This window comes from Streptomyces sp. NPDC015532 (assembly GCF_043078065.1).
Lineage (GTDB): Bacteria > Actinomycetota > Actinomycetes > Streptomycetales > Streptomycetaceae > Streptomyces.
The window spans coordinates 176,298-196,716 of record NZ_JBIBSY010000016.1 but is presented as its reverse complement, the minus strand read 5'-3'; the positions used below and the strand labels follow the sequence as shown (position 1 = coordinate 196,716).

The following is a 20,419-nucleotide window of genomic DNA, read 5'->3' as shown; positions in this document are numbered from 1 at the left end:
GCCGGGGCGGGGGGGGGCGGGGGGGGGGGGGGCCCGGGGGGGGGGGGGCCTGGGGGGGGGGGGGGGGGCCCCGCGCCCCCCCCCCCCCCCCCCCCCCCCCCCCCCACGGCCGGACTACCGCAGGCGCTCCACCGCGGCCGCCACGCGCTCGTCCGAGGCGGTGAGGGCCACGCGGACGAACCGCTCGCCCGCCTCGCCGTAGAAGTCACCGGGGGCGACCAGGATCCCCAGGTCGGCCAGGTGGGCCACCGTGGACCAGCAGGACTCGTCCCGGGTGGCCCAGAGGTAGAGGCTCGCCTCGCTGTGCTCGATGCGGAATCCGTGGTCCAGGAGGGCCTCGCGCAGGGCGCTGCGGCGGGCCGCGTAACGCTCGCGCTGCTCGTGGACATGGGTGTCGTCCGAGAGCGCGGCGACCACGGCGGCCTGGGTCGGCGCGGAGGTCATCATGCCGCCGTGCTTGCGGATCGCGAGGAGTTCACCGAGGACGGCGGGGTCTCCCGCGAGGAACGCGGCGCGGTAGCCGGCCAGGTTCGAGCGCTTGGACAGCGAGTGGACCGAGACGATCCCCTCGTAGGAGCCGCCGCACACGTCCGGGTGCAGGACCGAGACCGGGTCGGCCTCCCAGCCCAGCTCGATGTAGCACTCGTCGGAGAAGACGAGGATGCCGTGCTCGCGGGCCCAGGCGACGATCCGGGCGAGTTCCGCGGCGGACAGGACCTTGCCGGTCGGGTTCGACGGGGAGTTCAGCCACAGCAGCTTCAGACCCGCCGCGTCCAGCTCCGTCGGGTCGTCGTAGACCACGTGCTCCGCCCGCGCGAGCCGCGCGCCGACCTCGTACGTCGGGTAGGCGAGGCGGGGGTACGCGACCTTGTCACCGGGGCCGAGACCGAGCTGGGTCGGCAGCCAGGCCACCAGTTCCTTGGAGCCGACGATCGGCAGGACGTGGCGGTGGGTGACCTCCCGCGCCCCGAGCCGTCGTTCCACCCAGCCCGTGAGCGCGTCCCGCAGCTCGGGCGTGCCCCACACCGTGGGATAGCCGGGCGAGTCCGCGGCCGCGACCAGAGCTTTCTGGATCAGCTCGGGCACCGGGTCCACCGGGGTGCCGACGGACAGGTCGACGATGCCGCCCGGGTGAGCGGCGGCGGTCGCCTTGTAGGGCTCCAGCTTGTCCCAGGGGAAGGTGGGAAGCCGGTCGGAGACTGCGGACACGGGATCAGGCTCACTTTCTCGTACGTACGACCTGTACACGCGGGTACGGGCTGCCGCGCGGGCCGGGACCGCAAACGCCTCGGTCCCGTACAGCGACCGGAACGATCAGGCCGTACGGGACCGAGGCGGCGCTCGTCCAGCTACCGCCGGGAGGGCACCCGGCGGACCGCTTACTGGTTCTGCGGCGGCAGCGCTGCGATGAAGGCGTGGTCGCGTTCGATCAGACCGAGCTTGCTGGCGCCGCCGGGCGAGCCGAGCTCGTCGAAGAACTCGACGTTCGCCTTGTAGTAGTCCTTCCACTCCTCCGGAGTGTCGTCCTCGTAGAAGATCGCCTCGACCGGGCACACCGGCTCACAGGCTCCGCAGTCGACGCATTCGTCCGGGTGGATGTACAAGGACCGCGAGCCCTCGTAGATGCAGTCGACCGGGCACTCCTCGATGCACGCCTTGTCCTTGACGTCGACACAAGGCTGCGCGATGACGTAGGTCACGCTGTCGTTCCTCCTCGATAGGGCGCTGGCGGGCCTGTCGTAGGCTCCGCCGCCTGGCGCGCGGGAGCGCGGCGTAGTCGATGCCCGCCCCTAGTATCTCCGTTCTTGGGTCTGATCCGAACAGGAGGGGTGAACTGACCTGTGGAATTCTCTGCCGCCGGCCGCCTGGAGGTCCGCGTCACCGCTGCTGACGTGGGCAAACGTGTCTCCGTTCGACGCCTGACCGACGATGGAGACACGGTGGAGAAGTTCACCGATACGGTCGGTGTTCTCACATCCTGGGACGACGGTGTGCTGCTGATCACACGACGGACCGGCGAGCGTGTCCGGATCGCGGAGTCCTCCCTGGTCGCGGGCAAGGTCGTGCCGTCCGCCCCGGCACGGCGGCGCGGACCCGCGGCCTCCTACGAGGAGCTGGCGCGCGTCGCCGCGCGGGCCTGGCCGCCGGTGGAGAGCGAGCGGCTCGGCGGCTGGGAACTGCGGGCGGCCGGCGGGTTCACCAGGCGCGCCAACTCCGTCCTGCCGCTGGCCGGCCCGGGCGTTCCGCTCGACCGGGCGCTCGCGTACGTACGGGACTGGTACGCGGCCCGTGACCTGCCCGCCTTCATCCAGACGGCCACCGGCGCCGAGGGCACCCAGGAACTGCTCTGCGCGGAGCTGGAGGCACGCGGCTGGACCCGGGAGGTGACCGCCGAGCTGTGGACGGGCCCGCTCGCGCCGGTCGCGGACCGGGAGGCACCCGGGGTGACGCTCTCCCGCGCGGCCGACGAGGCGTGGCTGCGCCGCTACCAGCGCAAGGGCGTCGCCGACGTGGCCCTGAAGGTGCTGGGCGGTGGCCCCTCGGTGTGGTTCGCGACGGTACCCGGCGACGGGGACGCGGCTCCGGCGGCGATCGGGCGGTGCGTGGTGGACGGACGCTGGGCCGGTTTCGCCGCCGTGGAGGTCGCCCCGGACCAGCGCCGCCGCGGGCTCGCCACCGTCGTCATGGCCGCGCTGGCCGGCCGGGCCCTGGAGGAGGGTGCCTCGGCGGCCTGGCTCCAGGTGGAGGCGGACAACACCGGGGCTCGGGAGCTGTACGCCCGGATGGGCTTCGGCCCGCATCACGCGTACCACCACTACCGGTGGACGCCGTCCCCCGCCCTGGACACCGGACCGGACACGAGCACGGCGGCCTCCGCCGCGGACACCGCCCCGGCGACGGACGGGCCGACGGCGGACGGGCCCGGGACAGGCCGTTCGGCGGCGGACGGGCCCGGGACGGGCCGTTCGGCGGCGGACGGGCAGGCGGGGGACGGGCCCGGGACAGGCCGTTCGGCGGCGGACGGGCCCGGGACGGGCCGTTCGGCGGCGGACGGGCAGGCGAGGGGCGGCCCGGGGACGGGTGCGTCTGCGGCGGGTGGCCCCAGGACGGGCGGGCCGGCGGACGGTGGGGCCGGCGAAGCCGGTGCGGGTGCCGAGCCGTATCGATCGACGTGACGGGGCACGAACCGGCTATGCGTTCTCCCCAGCCACCGCGGCCGGAGCGAGCCGACGAGGTACGGCGGCGGTTCGCCGACGAGGCGCGGGCCGAGCGGCCCGATCTGGCCGAGCTGTGTCTGCTGGTGTCCGCCGCGGCGGACGGGACACTGGACGACGCCGGGACGGACGCGGCACAGATCCTGCTGGACGAGCTGGCGGGCCGGCTGCCCTTCCGCCCGGGCAGCCCCCGGTCCTGGGCCGGCGCCCTCGCCGAACTCCTCGGCGGGCGCCTGGGGTACCGGGGCTCTCCGGGCGACTACCAGCGGCTGGAGTCCTCCCTGCTGCACGCGGTGCTGCGCCGCCGGCGCGGGCTGCCCATCCTGCTCTCGGTGGTGTGGATGGAGGTCGCGCGGCGGGCCGGGGCGCCGGTCTACGGGGTCGCGCTGCCCGGTCACTTCGTGGTGGGCTTCGGACCGCCCGAGGAGCAGGTGCTCGCCGACCCCTTCGACGGCGGGCGCGTCCTGACCAGCTCCGACACACAGCTCCTCGTCGCGGGCGCGACCGGCGCCCCGCTCGACCCGTCGATGCTCGCCCCCGCCGACCCGCTCGACGTCGTCCTGCGCGTCCTGAACAACGTCCGGGCCTGGGCCGTCGCCCGTCCCGAGCGCTCCGACGTGGCCCTGTGGTCGGTGGAACTCTCCCTGCTGCTGCCCTCACACCCGGCACGACTGCGCTACGAGCGGGCCCAACTCCTGGTCCAGCGAGGAGACTTCCTGGCTGGGGCCGTCGAACTCGACGCCTACGCGGACGTGGTGGCGGCGGTCGACGAACCGGCCGCGTCCCGGGTCCGCCAACAGGCCCACGCGGCGCGGGCGATGCTCAACTGAGGCATCCGCGGGCCGTACCGCTCACAGCCAGCCCTTCTCCCGTGCGATCCGTACCGCCTCTGCCCGGTTGCGTACCGCGAGCTTCTGGATCGCGGTCGAGAGGTAGTTGCGGACCGTGCCCTGGGAGAGGTGGAGGGCCTTGGCCAGTTCGGCGTTGGTGGAACCGTCGGCGGCAGCGCGGAGCACCTCGCGCTCGCGGTCCGTCAGGGGGTTGGCGCCCTCGGCGAGCGCCGCCGCCGCCAGGGTGGGGTCGATGACACGCTCGCCGGCCAGCACCTTGCGTACGGCCGCGGCCAGTTGGGCGGCCGGGGCGTCCTTGACCAGGAAGGCGTCGGCACCGGACTCCATGGCGCTGCGCAGATAGCCGGGGCGGCCGAAGGTGGTGAGGATGAGCAGCTTGACGCCCGGGAGCTCCTTGTGGACCTCGGCCGCCGCCTGTATGCCGGTCATGCCCGGCATCTCGATGTCGAGGAGCGCCACGTCCACGTCATGAGCGCGGGCCGCCGCCAGGACCTCGTCGCCGCGGGCCACCTGGGCGACCACCTCGATGTCCGGCTCCAGGCCCAGCAGGGCGGCCAGCGCTTCGCGGACCATCGCCTGGTCCTCGGCGAGCAGGACCTTGATCGTGCGGCTCATGCACCGGATCCTACGGGGTCGTCCGGGGCGCCCACAGAGGCCCGGCCGCCCTCCAGGGGTACCCGTGCCACCAGCCGGAATCCGTGCCGGACCCGGCCCGCCTCCAGCGATCCGCCCGCCTTCTCCAGGCGTTCGGTCAGCCCGGTCAGCCCGTTGCCGGACGCGGCGCCCGAGGTGCCGCCCGAGCCGTCGTCCTCCACCGAGAGTTCGAGCACGGGACCGTCCAGGGTCTGGCGCCGGACGAGTTCCACGGTGCAGCGCCGGGCGCCGCTGTGCCGTACGACGTTGGTGACCGCCTCGCGCAGCGCCCAGGCCAGCGCGGACTCGGCCTCCTCGGGAACGCCGTCGAGGACGGGTTCGGCCGGAAGGTCGGCGATCACGTCCGCGGCGGTCAACGCGACCTGGGCGCCCGCGAGTTCCCCGGCCAGCCGGGGCCTTCGGTAGCCGGTGACCGCCTCGCGCACGTCGACCAGGGCCTGACGGCTGACCTGTTCGATGTCGGCGACCTGCTGGGCCGCCTTGTCGGGGTGGTCGGGGAGCATCCGCCCGGCCAGTTCGCTCTTCAGCGTGATCAGCGAGAGCGAGTGGCCGAGCAGGTCGTGCAGGTCCCGGGCGAGCCGCAGGCGCTCCTCGTTCGCGGCGAGCTGGGCGACGGTGGCCCGTGCCTTGCGCAGCTCCACCGTCGTCCGTACGAGCTGGCGCACCCCCGTCATCGCGAAGCCGATCAGCACGACGAGCAGGACCAGGTTGCGCGCGTCCTGTTCGCCGCCGTGCAGGCCGACGAGGAGCATCACGACGGCGGTGAGCGGGATCGTCCAGTAGGAGACACGCAGCGGGAACGTCGTCCCGCAGGCGACCGAGACGTACACGAACAGGCCGAGCCAGGGCGCGCCGAGCGTCAGGCACAGGGCGACGGCCAGCGCGCCGAGGGCGAGCACCATGAGGGTGACGGCCAGGGAGCCCGTGAACGCCTTGCCCATGTGCCGGAAGACCAGCATCAGATAGACCGCGACGAAGGCCGCGAGACCCACCCAGCCGGCCGCGGTGGCCGCGGGCGTGTGGTGGCCGGAGACGAGGTCGTGGACCGGCGAGCTGAGGAACACCAGCCAGATGACGATCCACACCGACTTGCGCAGGGCCTCGCGGAGGTTGCGCGGGGACTCTCCCATCCTCACGATCCGGTCCGTGGCGGCCCCGTCGGGCAGCGGGTCTTCCGTCATGGCGTTCACGCCTTCAGCGTGTCCTTCCGGTACAGCCAGGCCGCGCCGCCCGCGAAGAGGGCGAAGGACACGGCGAGGATGGCGACGTCCTTCGTGTGCGGGGCGTTCCCCAGTTCGATGGCCTGCCCCAGGGCAGCGTACGCGTGGGTGGGGAGCCATTTGGCTATGTTCTGGAGCCAGTCGGGGAACGTCGTCGTGGGCATCCACAGACCGCCGAGCATCGACAGACCGAAGTAGACGATCATCGTGATCGGCCGGACCGCGTCCCCGCTGGCGACGTAGCCGATGGCGACGCCGAGCGCGGCGAAGACCAGGCTGCCGGCCCAGATCACGCCGGTGAGCGCGAACCACTGCCAGGTGTCCAGGCGTACGTCCTTCACGGCCGCGGCGACCACGAAGACGATCACGATCGACGGCAGGCTGATCACGGCGGCGCTGGCCGTCTTGGCGAACACGTAGCCGCGGCCGGGCAGCGGGGTGAGCCTCAACTGCCGTACCCAGCCGCTCTCCCGCTCCTTGGCGATGCGCTCGCTGTTGCCCATGAGGACGGCGGTCAGGGCGCCGAAGGAGGCCATGGAGACCATGAAGAAGGTCGGCAGGGTCAGGCCGGTGCCGTCCACCTTCGTGGTGCTGTCGGCGCTGCCCGCGATCAGCAGGAACAGGGCCGAGGGGTAGATGACCGAGAAGAACAGGAACTTGCGGTTGCGCAGGGCGCGGGTGATCTCCAGCTTGATGAGACTGTTCACTTGGACGCGGCCTCCTCGGCGACGGTGCGGGCGGTGTCCTCGGCCGCGCCGCGGGTGGCCTCTTCGGCCTCGGTGATGGCGACGAAGGCCTGCTCCAGACCGAGCCCGGCGACTTCGAGGTTGCGGGGGTAGACGCCGAGCCCGTACAGCGCGTGGACGGTCGCGTCCGCGTCGGAGGACTGGATACGGACGGTCTGTCCGGACCCCGCGGCGGAGCCGCTTTTGGACACCGTGACCGAGGTGAGGAAGGGCAGCGCGCGCAGCGGGGCCTCGTCGATCGTGCCCTCCAGGTCGAAGGAGACGCGGCGCGCTCCCGCCTTGGCCTTGATCTCGGCGGCGGTGCCGTCGGCCAGCAGCCGTCCCCGGTGCAGGACGAGCACGCGGTCGGCTATGGCGTCGGCCTCCTCCAGGTAGTGCGTGGCGAACAGGACCGTACGGCCCTGGTCGGCCTGCTCGCGCATGGTGGCCCAGAAGGCCTGCCGGGCGGAGACGTCCATGCCGGTGGTGGGCTCGTCGAGGACGATCAGGTCGCTGTCGCCGGCCGTGGCGAGGGCGAAGCGGACGCGCTGCGCCTGGCCGCCGGAGAGCTTGTTGACCTTGCGGTCGGCGATCTGGGTGAGGCTCGCCCGGGCGAGGACCTCGCTCGCTCGGTGCGGCCTCGGGTGCAGGTCGCAGGCGAGCTTGACCAGTTCACCGACGGTGACCTCGTCCATCAGGCCGCCGCTCTGGAGCATGGCGCCCACCCGGCCGGCGACGATCGCCTCGCGCGGGCCGGTGCCGAACACCCGGACCGTGCCGCTGTCGGCGTTCTTGAGGCCGAGCAGCAGGTCCAGGGTGGTCGACTTGCCCGCACCGTTGGGGCCCAGCAGGGCGACGGTCTCGCCCGGGTGGAGTTCGAGTGTCAGCCCGTCCACGGCCCGGACGGTCCCGTAGCTCTTGGTCACCGATTCGAACCGGACCACCGATGGGGTGGTGGTCCCCGCAGTCGTTGTCATGCCGTCCATCGTGGTGGAGGGCGGGGGGCTCGCGGCAGTGTGGTGTGTCCTGAGCGGCGGATGACAGATGTCATGCCGACGGCCCCGTGTGAGGGCCGGGGACCTCACGCGGGGCGGTGCCCGGACCCCGCCGCGGCGCGCGTCCGCGGCGGGGCGCACCGCCCGGAACGGCACGAGGGCACCCGGCCGGGGTGATCCCGGCCCGATGCCCTCGACGCGCCGGCGGTGCGCCCTAGTTGGGGTTGGTGGAGATGGTCACGATCCGGGCGGCGGTCGTCTTCCCGACGAGCGCCCTGCCGACGGCCGAGGCCACGTCCTGCGGGCTCACGGCCTTCTGGCTGCCGTCGCCCTTGGTGATCGTCACACCGTCGAAGGCGTGGCCGTACAGCGCCTTCAGCGCCTTGAGGTCGTAGTGCTCGACCAGCTTGCCCTGGATCGGCTGGACGCTCAGGAACCTCCAGATCGACTTCTGCGGGCTGAAGGAGACGGTGTGGGCCGCGTCCGTCTGGACGGTGACGTTCGCGGACATGGCGACCGTCGCGAACGTCGCCATCTTCCGGTCCACCTCGGCCTTGCTGACCGTCGGCTGACGGGTCGTGGTGGCGACCTTCACGGGAGTGGACGTGCCGCTCTCCACCTGGGCGCGGTACGCGTCCTGGACGGCCTGGAGCGAGGGTCCGACGTCGATGCCCTTGCCCGCCTTGCCGTAGACCGCGACGGCCTTGCCCGCCTGGAACTTGATCGTGCCGTCGGCCGCCGAACCCGAGCCGCTCGCGGCGCGCTCCAGGGCGGCCTGGAGCTTCTCCTTGTCGACGGGCATCACGGGCTCCACCACGCGCCCCTGGCCGAACAGCGAGCCGATCACCGAGACCGGGTTGTAGTCGCTGCCCGCGGCGGCGCGGACGGTGGCCTGGCTGTCCAGCTGGAGTCCGGCCTGGTCGGGCCTGAGCTGGACCGTGTCGCCGTCGACGGACAGCGTGAGGGGCTTGGTCGTCCGGGGGCCGAGGGCGTCGTCGAGCTTCTGGACGGCGTCGTCGCGGGTGCCGCCGCCGATGTCGACGCCGAGCACCGTGGTGCCCTTGGGCACGTCCGAGTGGTTCATGAGCAGGCCGGCTCCGTAGGCGCCGCCGGCGAGGACCACGACGAGGGCGATGAGGAGCGCCCGCTTGTTGCGGCCCTTCTTCTTCGCCGGCTTCGCCGGGGCGGACTGCTGCCGGACCGGCTCGGGGAGCTTCGGCGGGGTGTGCGAGCGGGCGCCGCCGCCGGGCTCCCCGTCGTACGCGAAGTTCTGGCTGGGTGACACGACGGGGATACCGCTGGTCAGCGTGTGCCCGGAGACGTTCTCCGCGGGGGCGCCGTAGGCACCGGGTCCCGGGTCGGGTGCCGGCTTCTGCGGGGTGAGGATCGCGGTGTCGTCGCTGAGACCGCCGCTCAGACCGCCGTGCGCGCCGGTGTATCCCGTGCCCGTGTTCCGGTTGCCGGGGGCCGGGCCGGACCGCGCGGCCAGGCTGCCGGGGGCCGCGCCCGCGCCGGCCGGAGGCCGCAGCGGGCCGTCTCCGGTGGCGGGACCGCCGGTCGGACCGGCCGGACCGCCGCGGCCCGAACGGCCGGGCTCGGAGAAGTACGGGAGGTCGTCGCGGCGCGGTTCGCCGGACCCCGCGGACGCTCCGGAGGGTCCGGATCCGCCGGGCGCACCGATGGCCGGGAAGGAGCCGGTGTCGCGCAGTGCCCCGGAGACGTCGAAGGAGCCCGTGCCGCCGCCGTGACCGGGGGCCACGGGTCCGGCGCCGGTGGCCCCGGGGAGCGCGGCACCGTTCGCACCGCCGGGCCGGACGCCACCGGTGATGCCCAGGGGACCGGCGCCGGGGGACGGCGCCGGACGTCCCGCGCCCGGCGAGGCCGCGGTGCCGACGGAAGCCGAACCGCCCGGCAGGCCCGCGCCGTTGGTCGAGCCGCCGCCCGGTGCGCCCTTGGGGGGCGCGCCGGCCTTGCGGGGCGCGAACCACTCGCTCGTCTTCTCCTCGGCCGGCGCGGGCTGGTCCACGGGCGCGGGGGCGGACGGGGCGGGAGTGGGGGCCGTCGTCGCGGGGGCGCCCACGGGCGAGCTCGCGCCCTGCGGCGCCGGTGTGCCGGCCGTCGCGCCGTCGCCGCCCTCGGGCGAGGCGTCGGCGACGGGTGTACGTACGACCACGGGCGGGATGGGCCGCGATCCGGGGATGTTGATCCGGATCCGTGTCGTCAGGGTTGTCTCGGTCTTGCGCTCCTCCGTCGGCTTGCCTGCGGCCGAACGGCCCGCGTCGGCACCGCTCTCGGAAGCCGCGGGGGTGCCGTACGGCGGCGTCCCCGACGGGTACGCGGCTCCACCGCGCCCGTTGGGCCCGGAGGACGAACTGTCAGTTTCACGACTCAAGGCAGGTTCTCCCGGTTGGCTCCGCCGCCCGTTTACTCGACCTCATCTCGGGCAGCTCGGCGGCGCGCACCACCATACTGGCCATGTCCGGCCCGCAAACCTCGCCCGTGCAGGAATCTCGCACCGGACCCGCACGGGACCGATACGGCGAAGTGGTACGTCACTTGCCAACTCGGGCGCCTGAAGGGCCTGGTGGCCGCCCCTGGCCGAGAGTGGCGCACATCACAGCCACGGCCATGCCTCCGAGCAGGAAGAGATACGAGACGACTCCCGCGCCGAAGAGGAAGTCCCCTTCCGGACGGCTGGCGGTGAGCAGGACGACGGCGACCATCCAGCCCGCCGCGGGGGCGACGGCTCCGGCCCGGGAGCCCGCCGCCCGCGCGCCGCCCAGGAAGAGTCCGGCGGCGCCCGCCAGAGCGAGCAGCAGCCCGAACGGGAACCAGCCCGGCTGCACCAGCGCCCCGGCGACGCCGACCACGACGCCGAGGAGAAAGAGCCCCAGATAGGCGGCGATCCGCCCGCCCGAGGGCCGTGTCAACGGCTGGGCGAGCATGCCTGCCCCGCCGCGCTGTCCGTTCACGCTCATCGCAGTTCCGTCCCTTGCCCGGTCGTCGTGGTCCTCGTCGTCCCCGCGCCGCTCACGGCTCGTTCCCCGGGGCGGTGCCGGTCCCCTCGAAGAGGTCCCTCTCGCGTGCCGCGGGCCGCGGGGCACCGGTCAATTCGTAGAACTCGGTGGTGAAGAGCGGCTGGGCCAGCTCGTTCGAGAGGACGAACCAGGGCCCGTCCACGGTGATCTGGGTGGCGTGCGCCCGCATCGCGGCGGCCTTCGCGGCGGCGTACGCGGAGCCGTCGATCTCGGTGGTGACGGTCGCCTCGTCGACCACGCCGGGTACGTCGTCGACGGCCGCCGCCCGGTCGAACGGCAGCTCCGGCAGGGCCTCGCGCAGCCGGGCGAACGCCTCCTCGGCCACCGGGCGCGGCACCCGGTTCCAGTAGGTCTTGGCGATCCGCCACGCGCCGCCGAGGTCGGGGCGGTGGGCGGGCTCCGCGGCCAGTTCGGCGGCGCGCATGGCCACGCGATGGGCCTGGATGTGGTCGGGGTGCCCATAACCCCCCTCGGGGTCATAGGTGACGAGCACCTGAGGACGCACCTCGCGGATCACCTCCACGAGGTGGTCGGCGGCGTCGTCGACCTCCGCGGCCCAGAAGGCGCCGGGGCGGTGGTTCTGCTCGGCTCCCATCATCCCGGAGTCGCGGAACCGCCCGGCGCCGCCCAGGAAGCGGTGGTCGGCGACGCCCAGTTCCTTCATGGCGGCGCTCAGCTCACCGGTCCGGTGGGGGCCGAGTCCGCCCTCGCGGTCGGGGGCGAGATGGGCGAGTTCGGGCGGGATGACCTCGCCCTCCTCGCCGAGGGTGCAGGTCACCAGCGTCACCTGGGCGCCCTCGGCCGCGTAGCGGGCCATGGTCGCGCCGTTGTTGATCGACTCGTCGTCCGGATGCGCGTGCACCAGGAGCAGACGCCGGTCGGGCAGTTCCGTCATGGAACCCACCCTACGAGGCGCCGGTCCGCCGTCGGCCGCCCGTGGGCCGTCTGCGGGGCCCTGACGGGCCTGGTCGCGCCGCGCCGGACGGCGGGCCGCCGCGCGGCCCCGGAGGCCGCTGAGCCGGCCGTCCAGCGGCCGGAGGGACCGGTCCGTTTCGAGGAGGCCGGACGGGGAAGGCGGGGATCGGGGCCGGACGCGCTTCCCGGCCCACGGTCCCTGCCCGGATCAGAACTTGATGCTTCCGATCATGCCCGCGATGTTGGTGGTCAGATCGCTGATCGTGGGCGCGATGGTCGAGGAGGCGAGATAGAAGCCGAGCAGCATGCAGACGACCGCGTGCCCGCCTTTCAGTCCTGACTTCTTGATCAGAAGAAAGACGATGATCGCCAGCAGCACCACCGCCGAAATCGAGAGTGCCACGGCGGCTCACCTCCAAAGTTCCCAGGGACTTGGGGTCCGGTACGGGTTCGGACACGAGGGTCGGTCCGGCCTGACAGCAGCCAGCAGGTTCCTACCCACACAGCGCTAGTGATCATAACTATCCGTACGCGCGCATCGATCGGCGCACGGCCGCACAAGGGGGCGCATGGCCAATATGGTCGAGGCATGACGAACGAGCCCCTCTCCTTCCCGCGCCGGTACGCCCGCACCCAGCGGTTCACCTCCGGCGCGCCGCGCGCGTTCACCGTGTCCCCCGACGGTTCCCGCGTGGTGTTCCTGCGGTCCCCCTCCGGTACGGAGCGGGCGAACCATCTGTGGGTCCTCGATGTGCCGGACGGCGGTGAGCGGGTGGTGGCCGACCCCGCGGCCCTGCTCGGCGGGGCGGCCGAGCACCTCTCCCCGGAGGAGCGGGCGCGTCGCGAGCGCAGCCGTGAGGGCGGCGCGGGCATCGTCGGGTACGCCACCGACGCAGCCGCCGAGTTGGCCTGTTTCACCTTGTCAGGGCGCCTGTTCACGGCTGAGCTGCGGGCGGGCACGACACGTGAACTCCCGGTCCCCGGGCCGGTGATCGACCCGCGCCCCTCTCCGGACGGCACGCTCGTGGCGTACGTGTCCGGGGGCGCGCTGCGGGTCGTGGGGCCGAGGGCGAGGGCGACCGGGCGCTGGCGGAACCGGAGCAGGCCACGGGGCCCGGGACGGTTTCCTATGGGCTGGCCGAGTTCATCGCGGCCGAGGAGATGGGGCGTTCGCGCGGCTACTGGTGGTCGCCCGAAGGGGACCGGCTGCTCGTCGCCCGGGTCGACGACACGCCCGTACAGCGCTGGTGGATCTCCGATCCGGCGCACCCGGAGACCGATCCGCAGCGGGTCGCCTATCCGGTGGCGGGCAGCGCCAACGCCGAGGTGCGGCTCTTCGTGTTCGGGCTCGACGGGGTGCGCACCGAGGTCTCCTGGGACCGGTCCCGCTACCCGTATCTGGCACATGCGCACTGGTCAGCCGCCGGTGCGCCGCTGCTTCTCGTGCAGGCGAGGGACCAGCGGAGCCAGCTCTTCCTGGCCGTGGACCCGGACTCCGGGGCGACCCGGATGGTGCACGCGGACGAAGATCCAACTTGGCTCGATCTTTTCCCTGGAGTGCCGTGCTGGAGCCCCGGCGGACAGCTCGTGCGGATCGCCGACGAAGGCGGCGCGCGGGTCCTGGCGTTCGGCGAACGACCGCTGACCGGCGCCCAGTTGCATGTCCGGGCGGTGCTCGACGTCTCGGCCGACGACGTGCTGGTCTCGGCCTCGGCGGGCGAGGGCGCGAGCTCCCCCGAAACGGGTGAAGTGCACGTGTACCGGGTGAACGAACTCGGCCTGGAGCGCGTCTCGCAGGAGCCCGGCGTGCACTCGGCCGTGCGCGCCGGGGGCGTGACCGTGCTCGTGTCCTCCGTGCTCGAACAGCCGGGCACCCAGGTGCAGGTGCTGCGCGAGGGGAAGAAGGCGGCAGCCATCTCCTCGTACGCCGAAGATCCCGGTTTGTCCCCGCGCGTGACACTCACACAGGGGGGCGCACAGAAAATCCCATGCGCCGTGCTTATGCCGACCGACTACGACGGCGGCAGTCCCCTGCCCGTCCTCCTGGACCCGTACGGCGGTCCGCACGGCCCCCGGGTACTGGCCGCGCACAACGCCCACCTCACCTCGCAGTGGTTCGCCGACCAGGGCTTCGCGGTGATCGTCGCCGACGGCCGCGGCACGCCGGGGCGCTCCCCCGCGTGGGAGAAGGCGATCCGCGACGACCTGACGCTCTCCCTCGACGACCAGGTGGAGGCGCTGCACGGGCTGGCCGAGCGGTTCCCGCTCGATCTGTCCCGGGTGGCGATCCGCGGCTGGTCGTACGGCGGCTGGCTCGCGGGACTCGCCGTGCTGCGCCGCCCCGACGTCTTCCACGCGGGCATCGCGGGCGCCCCGGTCACGGACTGGCGGCTGTACGACACGCACTACACGGAGCGCTACCTCGGCGACCCGGCGACCGACCCGGCGGTGTACGCGAAGAGTTCGCTGGTCACCGACGAGGGACTCGCCTCGCCCGCCGAGACGCACCGGCCGCTGATGATCGTGCACGGCCTCGCGGACGACAACGTGGTGGTGGCGCACGCGCTGCGGCTCTCCTCGGCACTGCTGGCCGCCGGCCGCCCGCACGAGGTGCTGCCGCTGTCGGGGGTCACGCACATGACCCCGCAGGAACAGGTCGCCGAGAACCTCCTGCTCCTCCAGGTGGACTTCCTGAAGCGCTCCCTCGGGATGAACTGACCCCACCGGGACAGCAACGAGCCGGGGTGACATGGCGCACCCCGGCTCGTTCACGGCACCCGCACGGCCGTACGGTGTTCACCTTGCCGCGTCCGTATATCGGTACCGCTTCCGTCAAGTTGCCTGTGTGTTAACGACTTTCGCTCACATTTGTGCCGCTATGCCGGTCCGTCGGACGGCTCCTCCGGAGGCACGACCTGCTTCTCCTCCGCGAAGTGACAGGCCGAGTCGTGGGCGGCGGGGCCCTCGACGAGCCGGAACTCGGCCGGCACCGCGAGCAGCGGCACCTCCAGCGTGCAGCGTTCCTGCGCCTTCCAGCAGCGGGTGCGGAACCGGCAGCCGGACGGCACGTTCGCGGGCGAGGGCACGTCCCCGTGGAGGATGATCCGCTCCCGGTGCTCCCGGGCCTCCGGGTCCGGCACGGGCACCGCCGACAGCAGCGCCTGGGTATAGGGGTGGGTCGGATGGTCGTAGATCTCGACGTCCCTGCCGGTCTCCACGATCCGCCCGAGGTACATCACCCCGACCCGGTCGGAGATGTGCCGCACGATCGACAGGTCGTGCGCGATGAAGACGTAGCTGAGATCGAACTCGGCCTGGAGCCTGTCCAGCAGGTTGATCACCTGCGCCTGCACCGAGACGTCGAGCGCGGAGACCGGTTCGTCGGCGACGATGATCTCGGGCCGCAGCGCCAGGCCCCGCGCGATGCCGATGCGCTGGCGCTGGCCGCCGGAGAACTGGTGCGGATAGCGGTTGATGTACTCCGGGTTGAGCCCGACCACGTCCAGCAGGTCCTGGACCCGGCGCCGCCGGTCGCCCTTCGGCGCGACCTCGGGGTGGATGTCGTACGGCTCCCCGATGATGTCGCCGACCGTCATCCGCGGGTTGAGCGAGGTGTACGGGTCCTGGAACACCATCTGGATGTTGCGGCGTACGGCCTTCAGCGCCTTGCCGGACAGCCGGGTGATGTCCTCGCCCTTGTACTTGATCGCCCCCTCGGTGGGCCGCTCCAGGTTGACGAGCATCTTGGCGACCGTCGACTTGCCGCAGCCGGACTCGCCGACGATGCCGAGGGTCTCACCGCGGTCGAGGTGGAAGTCGACGCCGTCGACGGCCTTGACCGCCCCGACCTGCTTCTTGAACAGGATTCCCTGGGTGAGCGGAAAGTGCTTGACCAGTCCGCTGACCTCCAGCAGCGGCTCAGTTGCTGCTTGTGTCATCGAGGCACTCCCTCCAGAAGAAGCAGGCGCTCCTGCGGTCCGCGTCGACCTCCGCGAGCGGCGGCACCTCGCTTCGGCAGATGTCCTGGGCCATCGGGCAGCGCGGGTTGAAGGCGCAGCCCGGCGGGATGTGCATCAGGTTGGGCGGCAGCCCCTTGATCGCGTACAGCTCCTGGCCCTTCTGGTCGAGCCGGGGGATCGAGTGCAGCAGCCCCTTCGTGTAGGGGTGGGCGGGCGCCTTGTAGATGTCGTGGACCGGCGCCGTCTCGACGATCCGCCCCGCGTACATCACCGCGATCTTGTCGGCGACGTCGGCGACCACGCCGAGGTCGTGGGTGATGAGGATGAGCCCCATGTTGAGCTCGCGCTGGAGTTCGGCGAGCAGGTCCATGACCTGGGCCTGCACGGTGACGTCGAGCGCGGTGGTCGGTTCGTCGGCGATGATCAGGGCGGGCTCCAGGGCCAGCGCCATGGCGATCATGATGCGCTGGCGCATACCGCCGGAGAACTGGTGCGGATAGTCCCGCACGCGCTCGGCCGCCCCCGGGATGCGCACGTGCTCCATCAGCTCGATCGCCTTGGCGCGGGCTTCCTTGCGTTTCATCCCGCGATGCACGGTGAACATCTCGCCGAGCTGGTCGCCGACACTGATCACGGGGTTCAGGGAGGACAGCGCGTCCTGGAAGATCATCGCCATCTCGGCGCCCCGCACCTTGCGCCGCTCCTCCTCCTTGAACTTCAGCAGGTCCTTGCCCTGGAAGAGGATCTCGCCGCCGGTGATCTTGCCGGGCGGCATGTCGAGAATGCCCATCACGGCCTGGGCGGTCACCGACTTGCCGGAGCCGGACTCGCCGAGCACGGCGAGCGTCTCGCCCTCGTCGACGCTGTAGGTGACCCCGTTGACGGCCTTGGCGACCCCGTCCCGGGTCCTGAACTCCACGTGCAGATCGCGCACTTCGAGCAGCACGGCGGTCACCTCAGCTTCGGGTCGAGGGCGTCGCGCACCGCGTCGCCGAGCATGATGAACGCGAGCACGGTGATCGCGAGCGCACCGGCCGGCCACAGCAGCATGTGCGGGGCCTGGCGGATGTACGCGGAGGCCGAGGAGATGTCGATGCCCCAGCTGACCGTCGGGGGCTTGAGACCGACACCCAGGTACGACAGCGTCGCCTCCAGCGAGATGTACGTGCCGAGCGCGATGGTCGCGACGACGATCACCGGAGCGATCGCGTTCGGGGTGATGTGCCGCAGCATCATCCGGGAGTTGGAGGCGCCGAGCGCGCGGGCCGCGTGGACGTAGTCGTTCTCCTTGGTGGTGATCACCGAGCCGCGCGCGATACGCGAGACCTGGGGCCAGCCGAGCAGCACCATGAATCCGACGACCGGCCAGATCGTGTTGCTGGTCACCACCGAGAGCAGGACCAGACCGCCGAGCACGACGGGGATCGCGAAGAAGATGTCGGTGATCCGGGACAGGATCGAGTCGCCCATCCCGCCGTAGAAGCCGGCCAGCCCGCCGAGGAACGAGCCGAGGAGCGCGACCCCGAGCGTGGCGAGCACACCGACGCTGATCGAGACGCGGGTCCCGTACACGGTCCGCGTGTACACGTCGCAGCCTTGGCCGTCGTAGCCGAAGGGGTGTCCGGACTGCGAGCCCTGCTGCGCCTTGGAGAGGTCGCACTGGAGCGGGCTCTGGGAGGTGATGAGGGAGGGCCAGATCGAGATCACGACCAGGAAGACGATGACGAGTCCGGAGATGATGAAGACGGGGTTGCGGCGCAGGTCCCGCCAGGCGTCGGACCACAGGGAGCGCGGCTTCTCCTTCGGCCCGGTGCCCTCCGGTCCTCCCGGCGTCTTCTCCAGGGTCTCCGCCTCGCTCGTCCCGAGGTCCATCGTGCCTCCGAAACCGGTCGGGGCGATGGCGAGGTCCTCCGGCGGCGGCCCCTGCGGCCCGTGATGTGGGTCTTCCTCGTACGGCGGCTGCTCAGGCATAGCGGATCCTCGGGTCGAGTACGGCGTACAGGAGGTCGACGAGCAGGTTGGCGACCATGAAGACGAGGACGAGGATGGTCACGAAGCCGACGACCGTCTGGGTGTTCTGGCGCACGACCCCCTGGTAGATCTGGTAGCCGACGCCGTGGATGTTGAAGATCCGCTCGGTGACGATCGCGCCGCCCATCAGCGCGCCGATGTCGGTGCCGATGAAGGTGACGACGGGGATCAGCGAGTTGCGCAGCAGGTGCCGCATGGTCACCCGGCGCCGCGGCAGGCCCTTGGCGACGGCCGTGCGGACGTAGTCGGACCGCTTGTTCTCCGCGATGGAGGTCCGGGTCAGCCGGGTCACGTAGGCGAGGGACACCGAGGCCAGTACGAGGCCGGGCACGATCAGCTCGCCGAAGGTGGCTTCCGCGGAGACCGAGGGCTTGATCCAGCCCCATTTGACACCGAGCAGGAGCTGCGCCAGCAGACCGGTGACGAAGGTCGGCACGGAGATGACCACGAGGGTGAGGAGCAGGACGCCGGTGTCGACGGGGCGGCCGCGGCGCAGACCGGTGATGACGCCGAGCGTGATGCCGATGACGATCTCGAAGAAGATCGCGACGATCGTCAGCCGGATGGTGACCGGGAAGGCGGAGGCCATCAGCTCGGTGACCGGCTGCCCGTTGAACGCGGTGCCGAAGTCGCCGGTGAAGATGTGCTTCAGGTACAGCAAGTACTGGACGAAGACGTTCTTGTCGAGGTTGAACTCCTTGCGCAGCTGGGCGGCCGTGGCGGGGTCGCACTGCCGGTCGCCGCACAGGCCCGCGATGGGGTCGCCCATGACGTTGACCATCAGGAAGATGAGCAGTGTGGCGCCGATGAAGACCGGGATCATCTGCAGCAGTCGCCGGATGACGTACCGTCCCATGAGTGCTCCGGAGATAGAGGGGCGGACCGGCGTGAGCGGCCCGCCCCGGGCGGCTCAGTTGACGGTGATCTCGTTGTAGACGGGCACGCTGAACTGGTTCAGCGCCACGTTCGAGACCTTGTCCGAGTAGCCGGCGCTGCCGTTCTGGTACCAGAGCGGGATGGCGGCCATGTTGTCCCGCACGACACCTTCGGCCTGCTGGAAGAGCTTGATGGCCTTGGTGGTGTCGGTCTCCGCGTTCGCCTGGTTGACGAGGCTGTCGAACTGCTTGTTCGACCACTGGCCGTCGTTGGAGGAGGCGTTGGTGTAGTACAGCGGCTGCAGGAAGTTCTGGATCAGCGGGTAGTCCATCTGCCAGCCGGCCCGGAACGGCCCGGGCATCTTGTGCTGCCCGATCTGGTTGCGGAAGTCGGCGAACGTTCCGATCGGGTTGCCGACGCAGGCCTTGTCGTTGCCGAGGGCGTTGTTGATCGAGTTGCAGACGGCGTCGATCCACTCCTTGTGGGAGCCGGTGTCCGCGTTGTACGAGATCTTGACCTGGCCGCCGGGCAGGCCGCCGCCCTCCTGGACCAGCTTCTTGGCCTCGGACGGGTTGTAGTCGCAGTACTTGTCGCACAGACCTTCCTGGAACCCGCCCTTCTCGCCGAGCACCGGTGAGGTCCAGTCACTCGCGGGCGTCCGCGTCTTCTGGAAGATGGTGTCGGTGATCTGCTGGCGGTTGATCGCCATGGACAGTCCCTGACGGACCTTGGTGGCGCCGCTGGTGTTCCACTTCGGGTCGTAGAACGGGAAGGCGAGCGTCTGGATGATGCCGGCCGGGGTGTTGATGTACCGGCCGTTCAGGTCGCTCTTGGCGTTCTTGAGCTGGGCGGCGGGCACGTCGTCGACGAGGTCGAGGTTGCCGGCCAGGAGATCGTTGTAGGCGGTGTTGTTGTCCGTGTAGACCTTGAGGGTCACACCGCCGTTCTTCGCCTTGTCGTCACCGGGGTAGCCGTCCCACTTCACCAGGGACATCTGGGAGCCCTTGGCGTAGCTGTTGATGGTGTACGGACCGTTGCCGACGGGCTTCGCGACCCAGCCGGCGTGGTCGCTGAAGAACGACTTGGGCAGCGGCGAGAAGGCCGCGTAGCCGAGGGTGTCCGGGAACGTCGAGAACTTCTGGGTGAGCTTGACGGTGAACGTGTTCGTGCCGGTCACCTTGAGCCCGGACAGGGTGTCGGCGCTCTGCTTGCCCGTGTCGGGGTGCGTCTTGTCGTAGCCCTCGATGTACCCGAAGAAGTACGCGTTCTTCTGGTTGTTCTTCAGGCTGGCGCCGTAGTTCCAGGCGTCGACGAAGGACTGCGCGGTGACGGCCTCGCCGTTGCTGAACTTCCAGCCGCCCTTGACCGTGATCGTGAAGTTCTGTGAATCCGAGGTCTCGATCTTCTCGGCGAGCATGTCCTCGGCGGCGCCGGTCTTGGCGTTGTACCGCTTCAGCCCGCGGAAGATCATGTCGAGAACCTTGCCGCCCTGCACCTCGTTGGTGTTGGACGGTTCCAGCGGGTTCTGCGGGTCACCCCAGGAGGCGCTGACCGTACCGGAGCCGCTGCTGCTTCCGTCCCCTCCGCCCCCGCAGGCGGACGCCGCGAGGGCTACCGCCACCGCGCATGCGGCCCATTTGGCGTGCGTGGCTCCACGCATGGTGTGCCTCCTCAAGAGTGCGCTGTGCCGCCGGCGCCGGGGTCGGACGTCCGGCTCCGGTGCGATGTGGCTTTAGGGCCCAATATCTTCCTATATGGGGCGCATCGCACATTTACCCCACCCTTCCGAGTGGCGATCCATCCGGAAGGAGGCACTCCGGACACTCCGTCAAATGATCTTGACCATCGACGCAGACGATCTTGACCTTCGGCGCAACAGATCTTCACGCTTCGATACGGAACTGTTGATTCCAGTGCACGACATGTACGCATTCCGAGAC

16 protein-coding genes and 2 pseudogenes are annotated in these 20,419 nt (G+C 71.3%); 3 read left to right on the top strand and 15 right to left on the bottom strand.

What is annotated here, in order from left to right:
- Positions 1-114: 114 nt before the first annotated feature.
- A complete protein-coding gene (locus ACF07B_RS35500) occupies positions 115-1,209 on the bottom strand; it encodes a bifunctional succinyldiaminopimelate transaminase/glutamate-prephenate aminotransferase (RefSeq protein ID WP_392181928.1) in 1,095 nt (364 codons plus the stop codon).
- A gap of 170 nt (positions 1,210-1,379) precedes the next feature.
- Positions 1,380-1,700 carry a ferredoxin gene (fdxA, locus tag ACF07B_RS35495; protein WP_030573070.1) on the bottom strand — a complete coding sequence of 107 codons (321 nt, stop codon included), beginning with the start codon at positions 1,698-1,700 and terminating at the stop codon, positions 1,380-1,382.
- A 141-nt stretch (positions 1,701-1,841) separates the two neighbouring features.
- Here fdxA and ACF07B_RS35490 point away from each other — a divergent pair.
- A pseudogene (locus ACF07B_RS35490) lies at positions 1,842-2,825 on the top strand (GNAT family N-acetyltransferase); the annotation flags it as partial.
- 368 nt (positions 2,826-3,193) lie between these two features.
- Entirely contained in the window at positions 3,194-4,045 is an 852-nt protein-coding gene (locus ACF07B_RS35485) for a SirB1 family protein (protein ID WP_392181927.1), read from the top strand.
- 21 nt (positions 4,046-4,066) lie between these two features.
- Here ACF07B_RS35485 and ACF07B_RS35480 read toward each other — a convergent pair whose 3' ends face one another.
- The 8 genes from ACF07B_RS35480 to ACF07B_RS35445 all read right to left on the bottom strand — a co-directional run bounded on the left by ACF07B_RS35480 (position 4,067) and on the right by ACF07B_RS35445 (position 12,016).
- A complete protein-coding gene (locus ACF07B_RS35480; protein ID WP_362396927.1) occupies positions 4,067-4,681 on the bottom strand; it encodes a response regulator transcription factor in 615 nt (204 codons plus the stop codon).
- Entirely contained in the window at positions 4,678-5,901 is a 1,224-nt protein-coding gene (locus tag ACF07B_RS35475) for a sensor histidine kinase (RefSeq protein WP_392181940.1), read from the bottom strand. Before ACF07B_RS35475 ends, ACF07B_RS35480 begins: the two co-directional genes overlap by 4 nt.
- Before the next feature lie 5 nt (positions 5,902-5,906).
- Complete coding sequence (locus tag ACF07B_RS35470; RefSeq protein ID WP_392181926.1) at positions 5,907-6,647, bottom strand: ABC transporter permease; 741 nt, start codon at positions 6,645-6,647, stop codon at positions 5,907-5,909.
- Positions 6,644-7,642, bottom strand: coding sequence for an ABC transporter ATP-binding protein (locus ACF07B_RS35465; RefSeq protein ID WP_369483889.1), 999 nt, complete (start codon positions 7,640-7,642; stop codon positions 6,644-6,646). The genes ACF07B_RS35470 and ACF07B_RS35465 overlap by 4 nt, the downstream gene beginning before the upstream one ends.
- A 232-nt stretch (positions 7,643-7,874) precedes the next feature.
- Positions 7,875-10,052, bottom strand: a complete 2,178-nt coding sequence (locus tag ACF07B_RS35460; RefSeq protein ID WP_392181925.1) for a hypothetical protein — start codon at positions 10,050-10,052, stop codon at positions 7,875-7,877.
- Between the two features lie 160 nt (positions 10,053-10,212).
- On the bottom strand, positions 10,213-10,638 hold the full coding sequence (locus ACF07B_RS35455) for a DUF6113 family protein (RefSeq protein WP_369482844.1): 426 nt from the start codon (positions 10,636-10,638) through the stop codon (positions 10,213-10,215).
- A 52-nt stretch (positions 10,639-10,690) separates the two neighbouring features.
- Positions 10,691-11,593 carry an N-acetyl-1-D-myo-inositol-2-amino-2-deoxy-alpha-D-glucopyranoside deacetylase gene (gene mshB / locus ACF07B_RS35450; RefSeq protein WP_392181924.1) on the bottom strand — a complete coding sequence of 301 codons (903 nt, stop codon included), beginning with the start codon at positions 11,591-11,593 and terminating at the stop codon, positions 10,691-10,693.
- A 228-nt stretch (positions 11,594-11,821) separates the two neighbouring features.
- Positions 11,822-12,016: a hypothetical protein gene (locus ACF07B_RS35445; protein WP_037620693.1), complete on the bottom strand. Its 195-nt coding sequence runs from the start codon at positions 12,014-12,016 to the stop codon at positions 11,822-11,824.
- A gap of 186 nt (positions 12,017-12,202) precedes the next feature.
- Here ACF07B_RS35445 and ACF07B_RS35440 point away from each other — a divergent pair.
- A pseudogene (locus tag ACF07B_RS35440) lies at positions 12,203-14,331 on the top strand (prolyl oligopeptidase family serine peptidase).
- 158 nt (positions 14,332-14,489) lie between these two features.
- Here the strand turns inward: ACF07B_RS35440 and ACF07B_RS35435 are convergent.
- Genes ACF07B_RS35435 through ACF07B_RS35415 form a run of 5 tightly spaced genes read right to left on the bottom strand, consistent with a single transcriptional unit; the run spans position 14,490 to position 20,139 of the window.
- Complete coding sequence (locus ACF07B_RS35435; RefSeq protein ID WP_384233229.1) at positions 14,490-15,551, bottom strand: ABC transporter ATP-binding protein; 1,062 nt, start codon at positions 15,549-15,551, stop codon at positions 14,490-14,492.
- Complete coding sequence (locus ACF07B_RS35430; RefSeq protein WP_362396952.1) at positions 15,532-16,518, bottom strand: ABC transporter ATP-binding protein; 987 nt, start codon at positions 16,516-16,518, stop codon at positions 15,532-15,534. Before ACF07B_RS35430 ends, ACF07B_RS35435 begins: the two co-directional genes overlap by 20 nt.
- Before the next feature lie 5 nt (positions 16,519-16,523).
- Entirely contained in the window at positions 16,524-17,543 is a 1,020-nt protein-coding gene (locus tag ACF07B_RS35425; RefSeq protein WP_384233228.1) for an ABC transporter permease, read from the bottom strand.
- Positions 17,536-18,459 (bottom strand): ABC transporter permease, encoded by a 924-nt coding sequence (locus ACF07B_RS35420; RefSeq protein WP_362396955.1) that lies wholly within the window; start codon positions 18,457-18,459, stop codon positions 17,536-17,538. Before ACF07B_RS35420 ends, ACF07B_RS35425 begins: the two co-directional genes overlap by 8 nt.
- A gap of 54 nt (positions 18,460-18,513) precedes the next feature.
- Positions 18,514-20,139, bottom strand: coding sequence for an ABC transporter substrate-binding protein (locus ACF07B_RS35415; protein WP_392181923.1), 1,626 nt, complete (start codon positions 20,137-20,139; stop codon positions 18,514-18,516).
- Positions 20,140-20,419: the final 280 nt, after the last annotated feature.

Excerpts from the sequence above, each read along its gene's own strand:
- ACF07B_RS35485 (WP_392181927.1), top strand. The coding sequence starts at position 3,194 with ATGCGTTCTCCCCAGCCACCGCGGCCGGAGCGAGCCGACGAGGTACGG.
- ACF07B_RS35480 (WP_362396927.1), bottom strand. The coding sequence starts at position 4,681 with ATGAGCCGCACGATCAAGGTCCTGCTCGCCGAGGACCAGGCGATGGTC.
- ACF07B_RS35475 (WP_392181940.1), bottom strand. The coding sequence starts at position 5,901 with ATGACGGAAGACCCGCTGCCCGACGGGGCCGCCACGGACCGGATCGTG.
- ACF07B_RS35465 (WP_369483889.1), bottom strand. The coding sequence starts at position 7,642 with ATGACAACGACTGCGGGGACCACCACCCCATCGGTGGTCCGGTTCGAA.
- ACF07B_RS35455 (WP_369482844.1), bottom strand. The coding sequence starts at position 10,638 with ATGAGCGTGAACGGACAGCGCGGCGGGGCAGGCATGCTCGCCCAGCCG.
- mshB (WP_392181924.1), bottom strand. The coding sequence starts at position 11,593 with ATGACGGAACTGCCCGACCGGCGTCTGCTCCTGGTGCACGCGCATCCG.
- ACF07B_RS35435 (WP_384233229.1), bottom strand. The coding sequence starts at position 15,551 with ATGACACAAGCAGCAACTGAGCCGCTGCTGGAGGTCAGCGGACTGGTC.
- ACF07B_RS35425 (WP_384233228.1), bottom strand. The coding sequence starts at position 17,543 with ATGCCTGAGCAGCCGCCGTACGAGGAAGACCCACATCACGGGCCGCAG.
- ACF07B_RS35420 (WP_362396955.1), bottom strand. The coding sequence starts at position 18,459 with ATGGGACGGTACGTCATCCGGCGACTGCTGCAGATGATCCCGGTCTTC.
- ACF07B_RS35415 (WP_392181923.1), bottom strand. The coding sequence starts at position 20,139 with ATGCGTGGAGCCACGCACGCCAAATGGGCCGCATGCGCGGTGGCGGTA.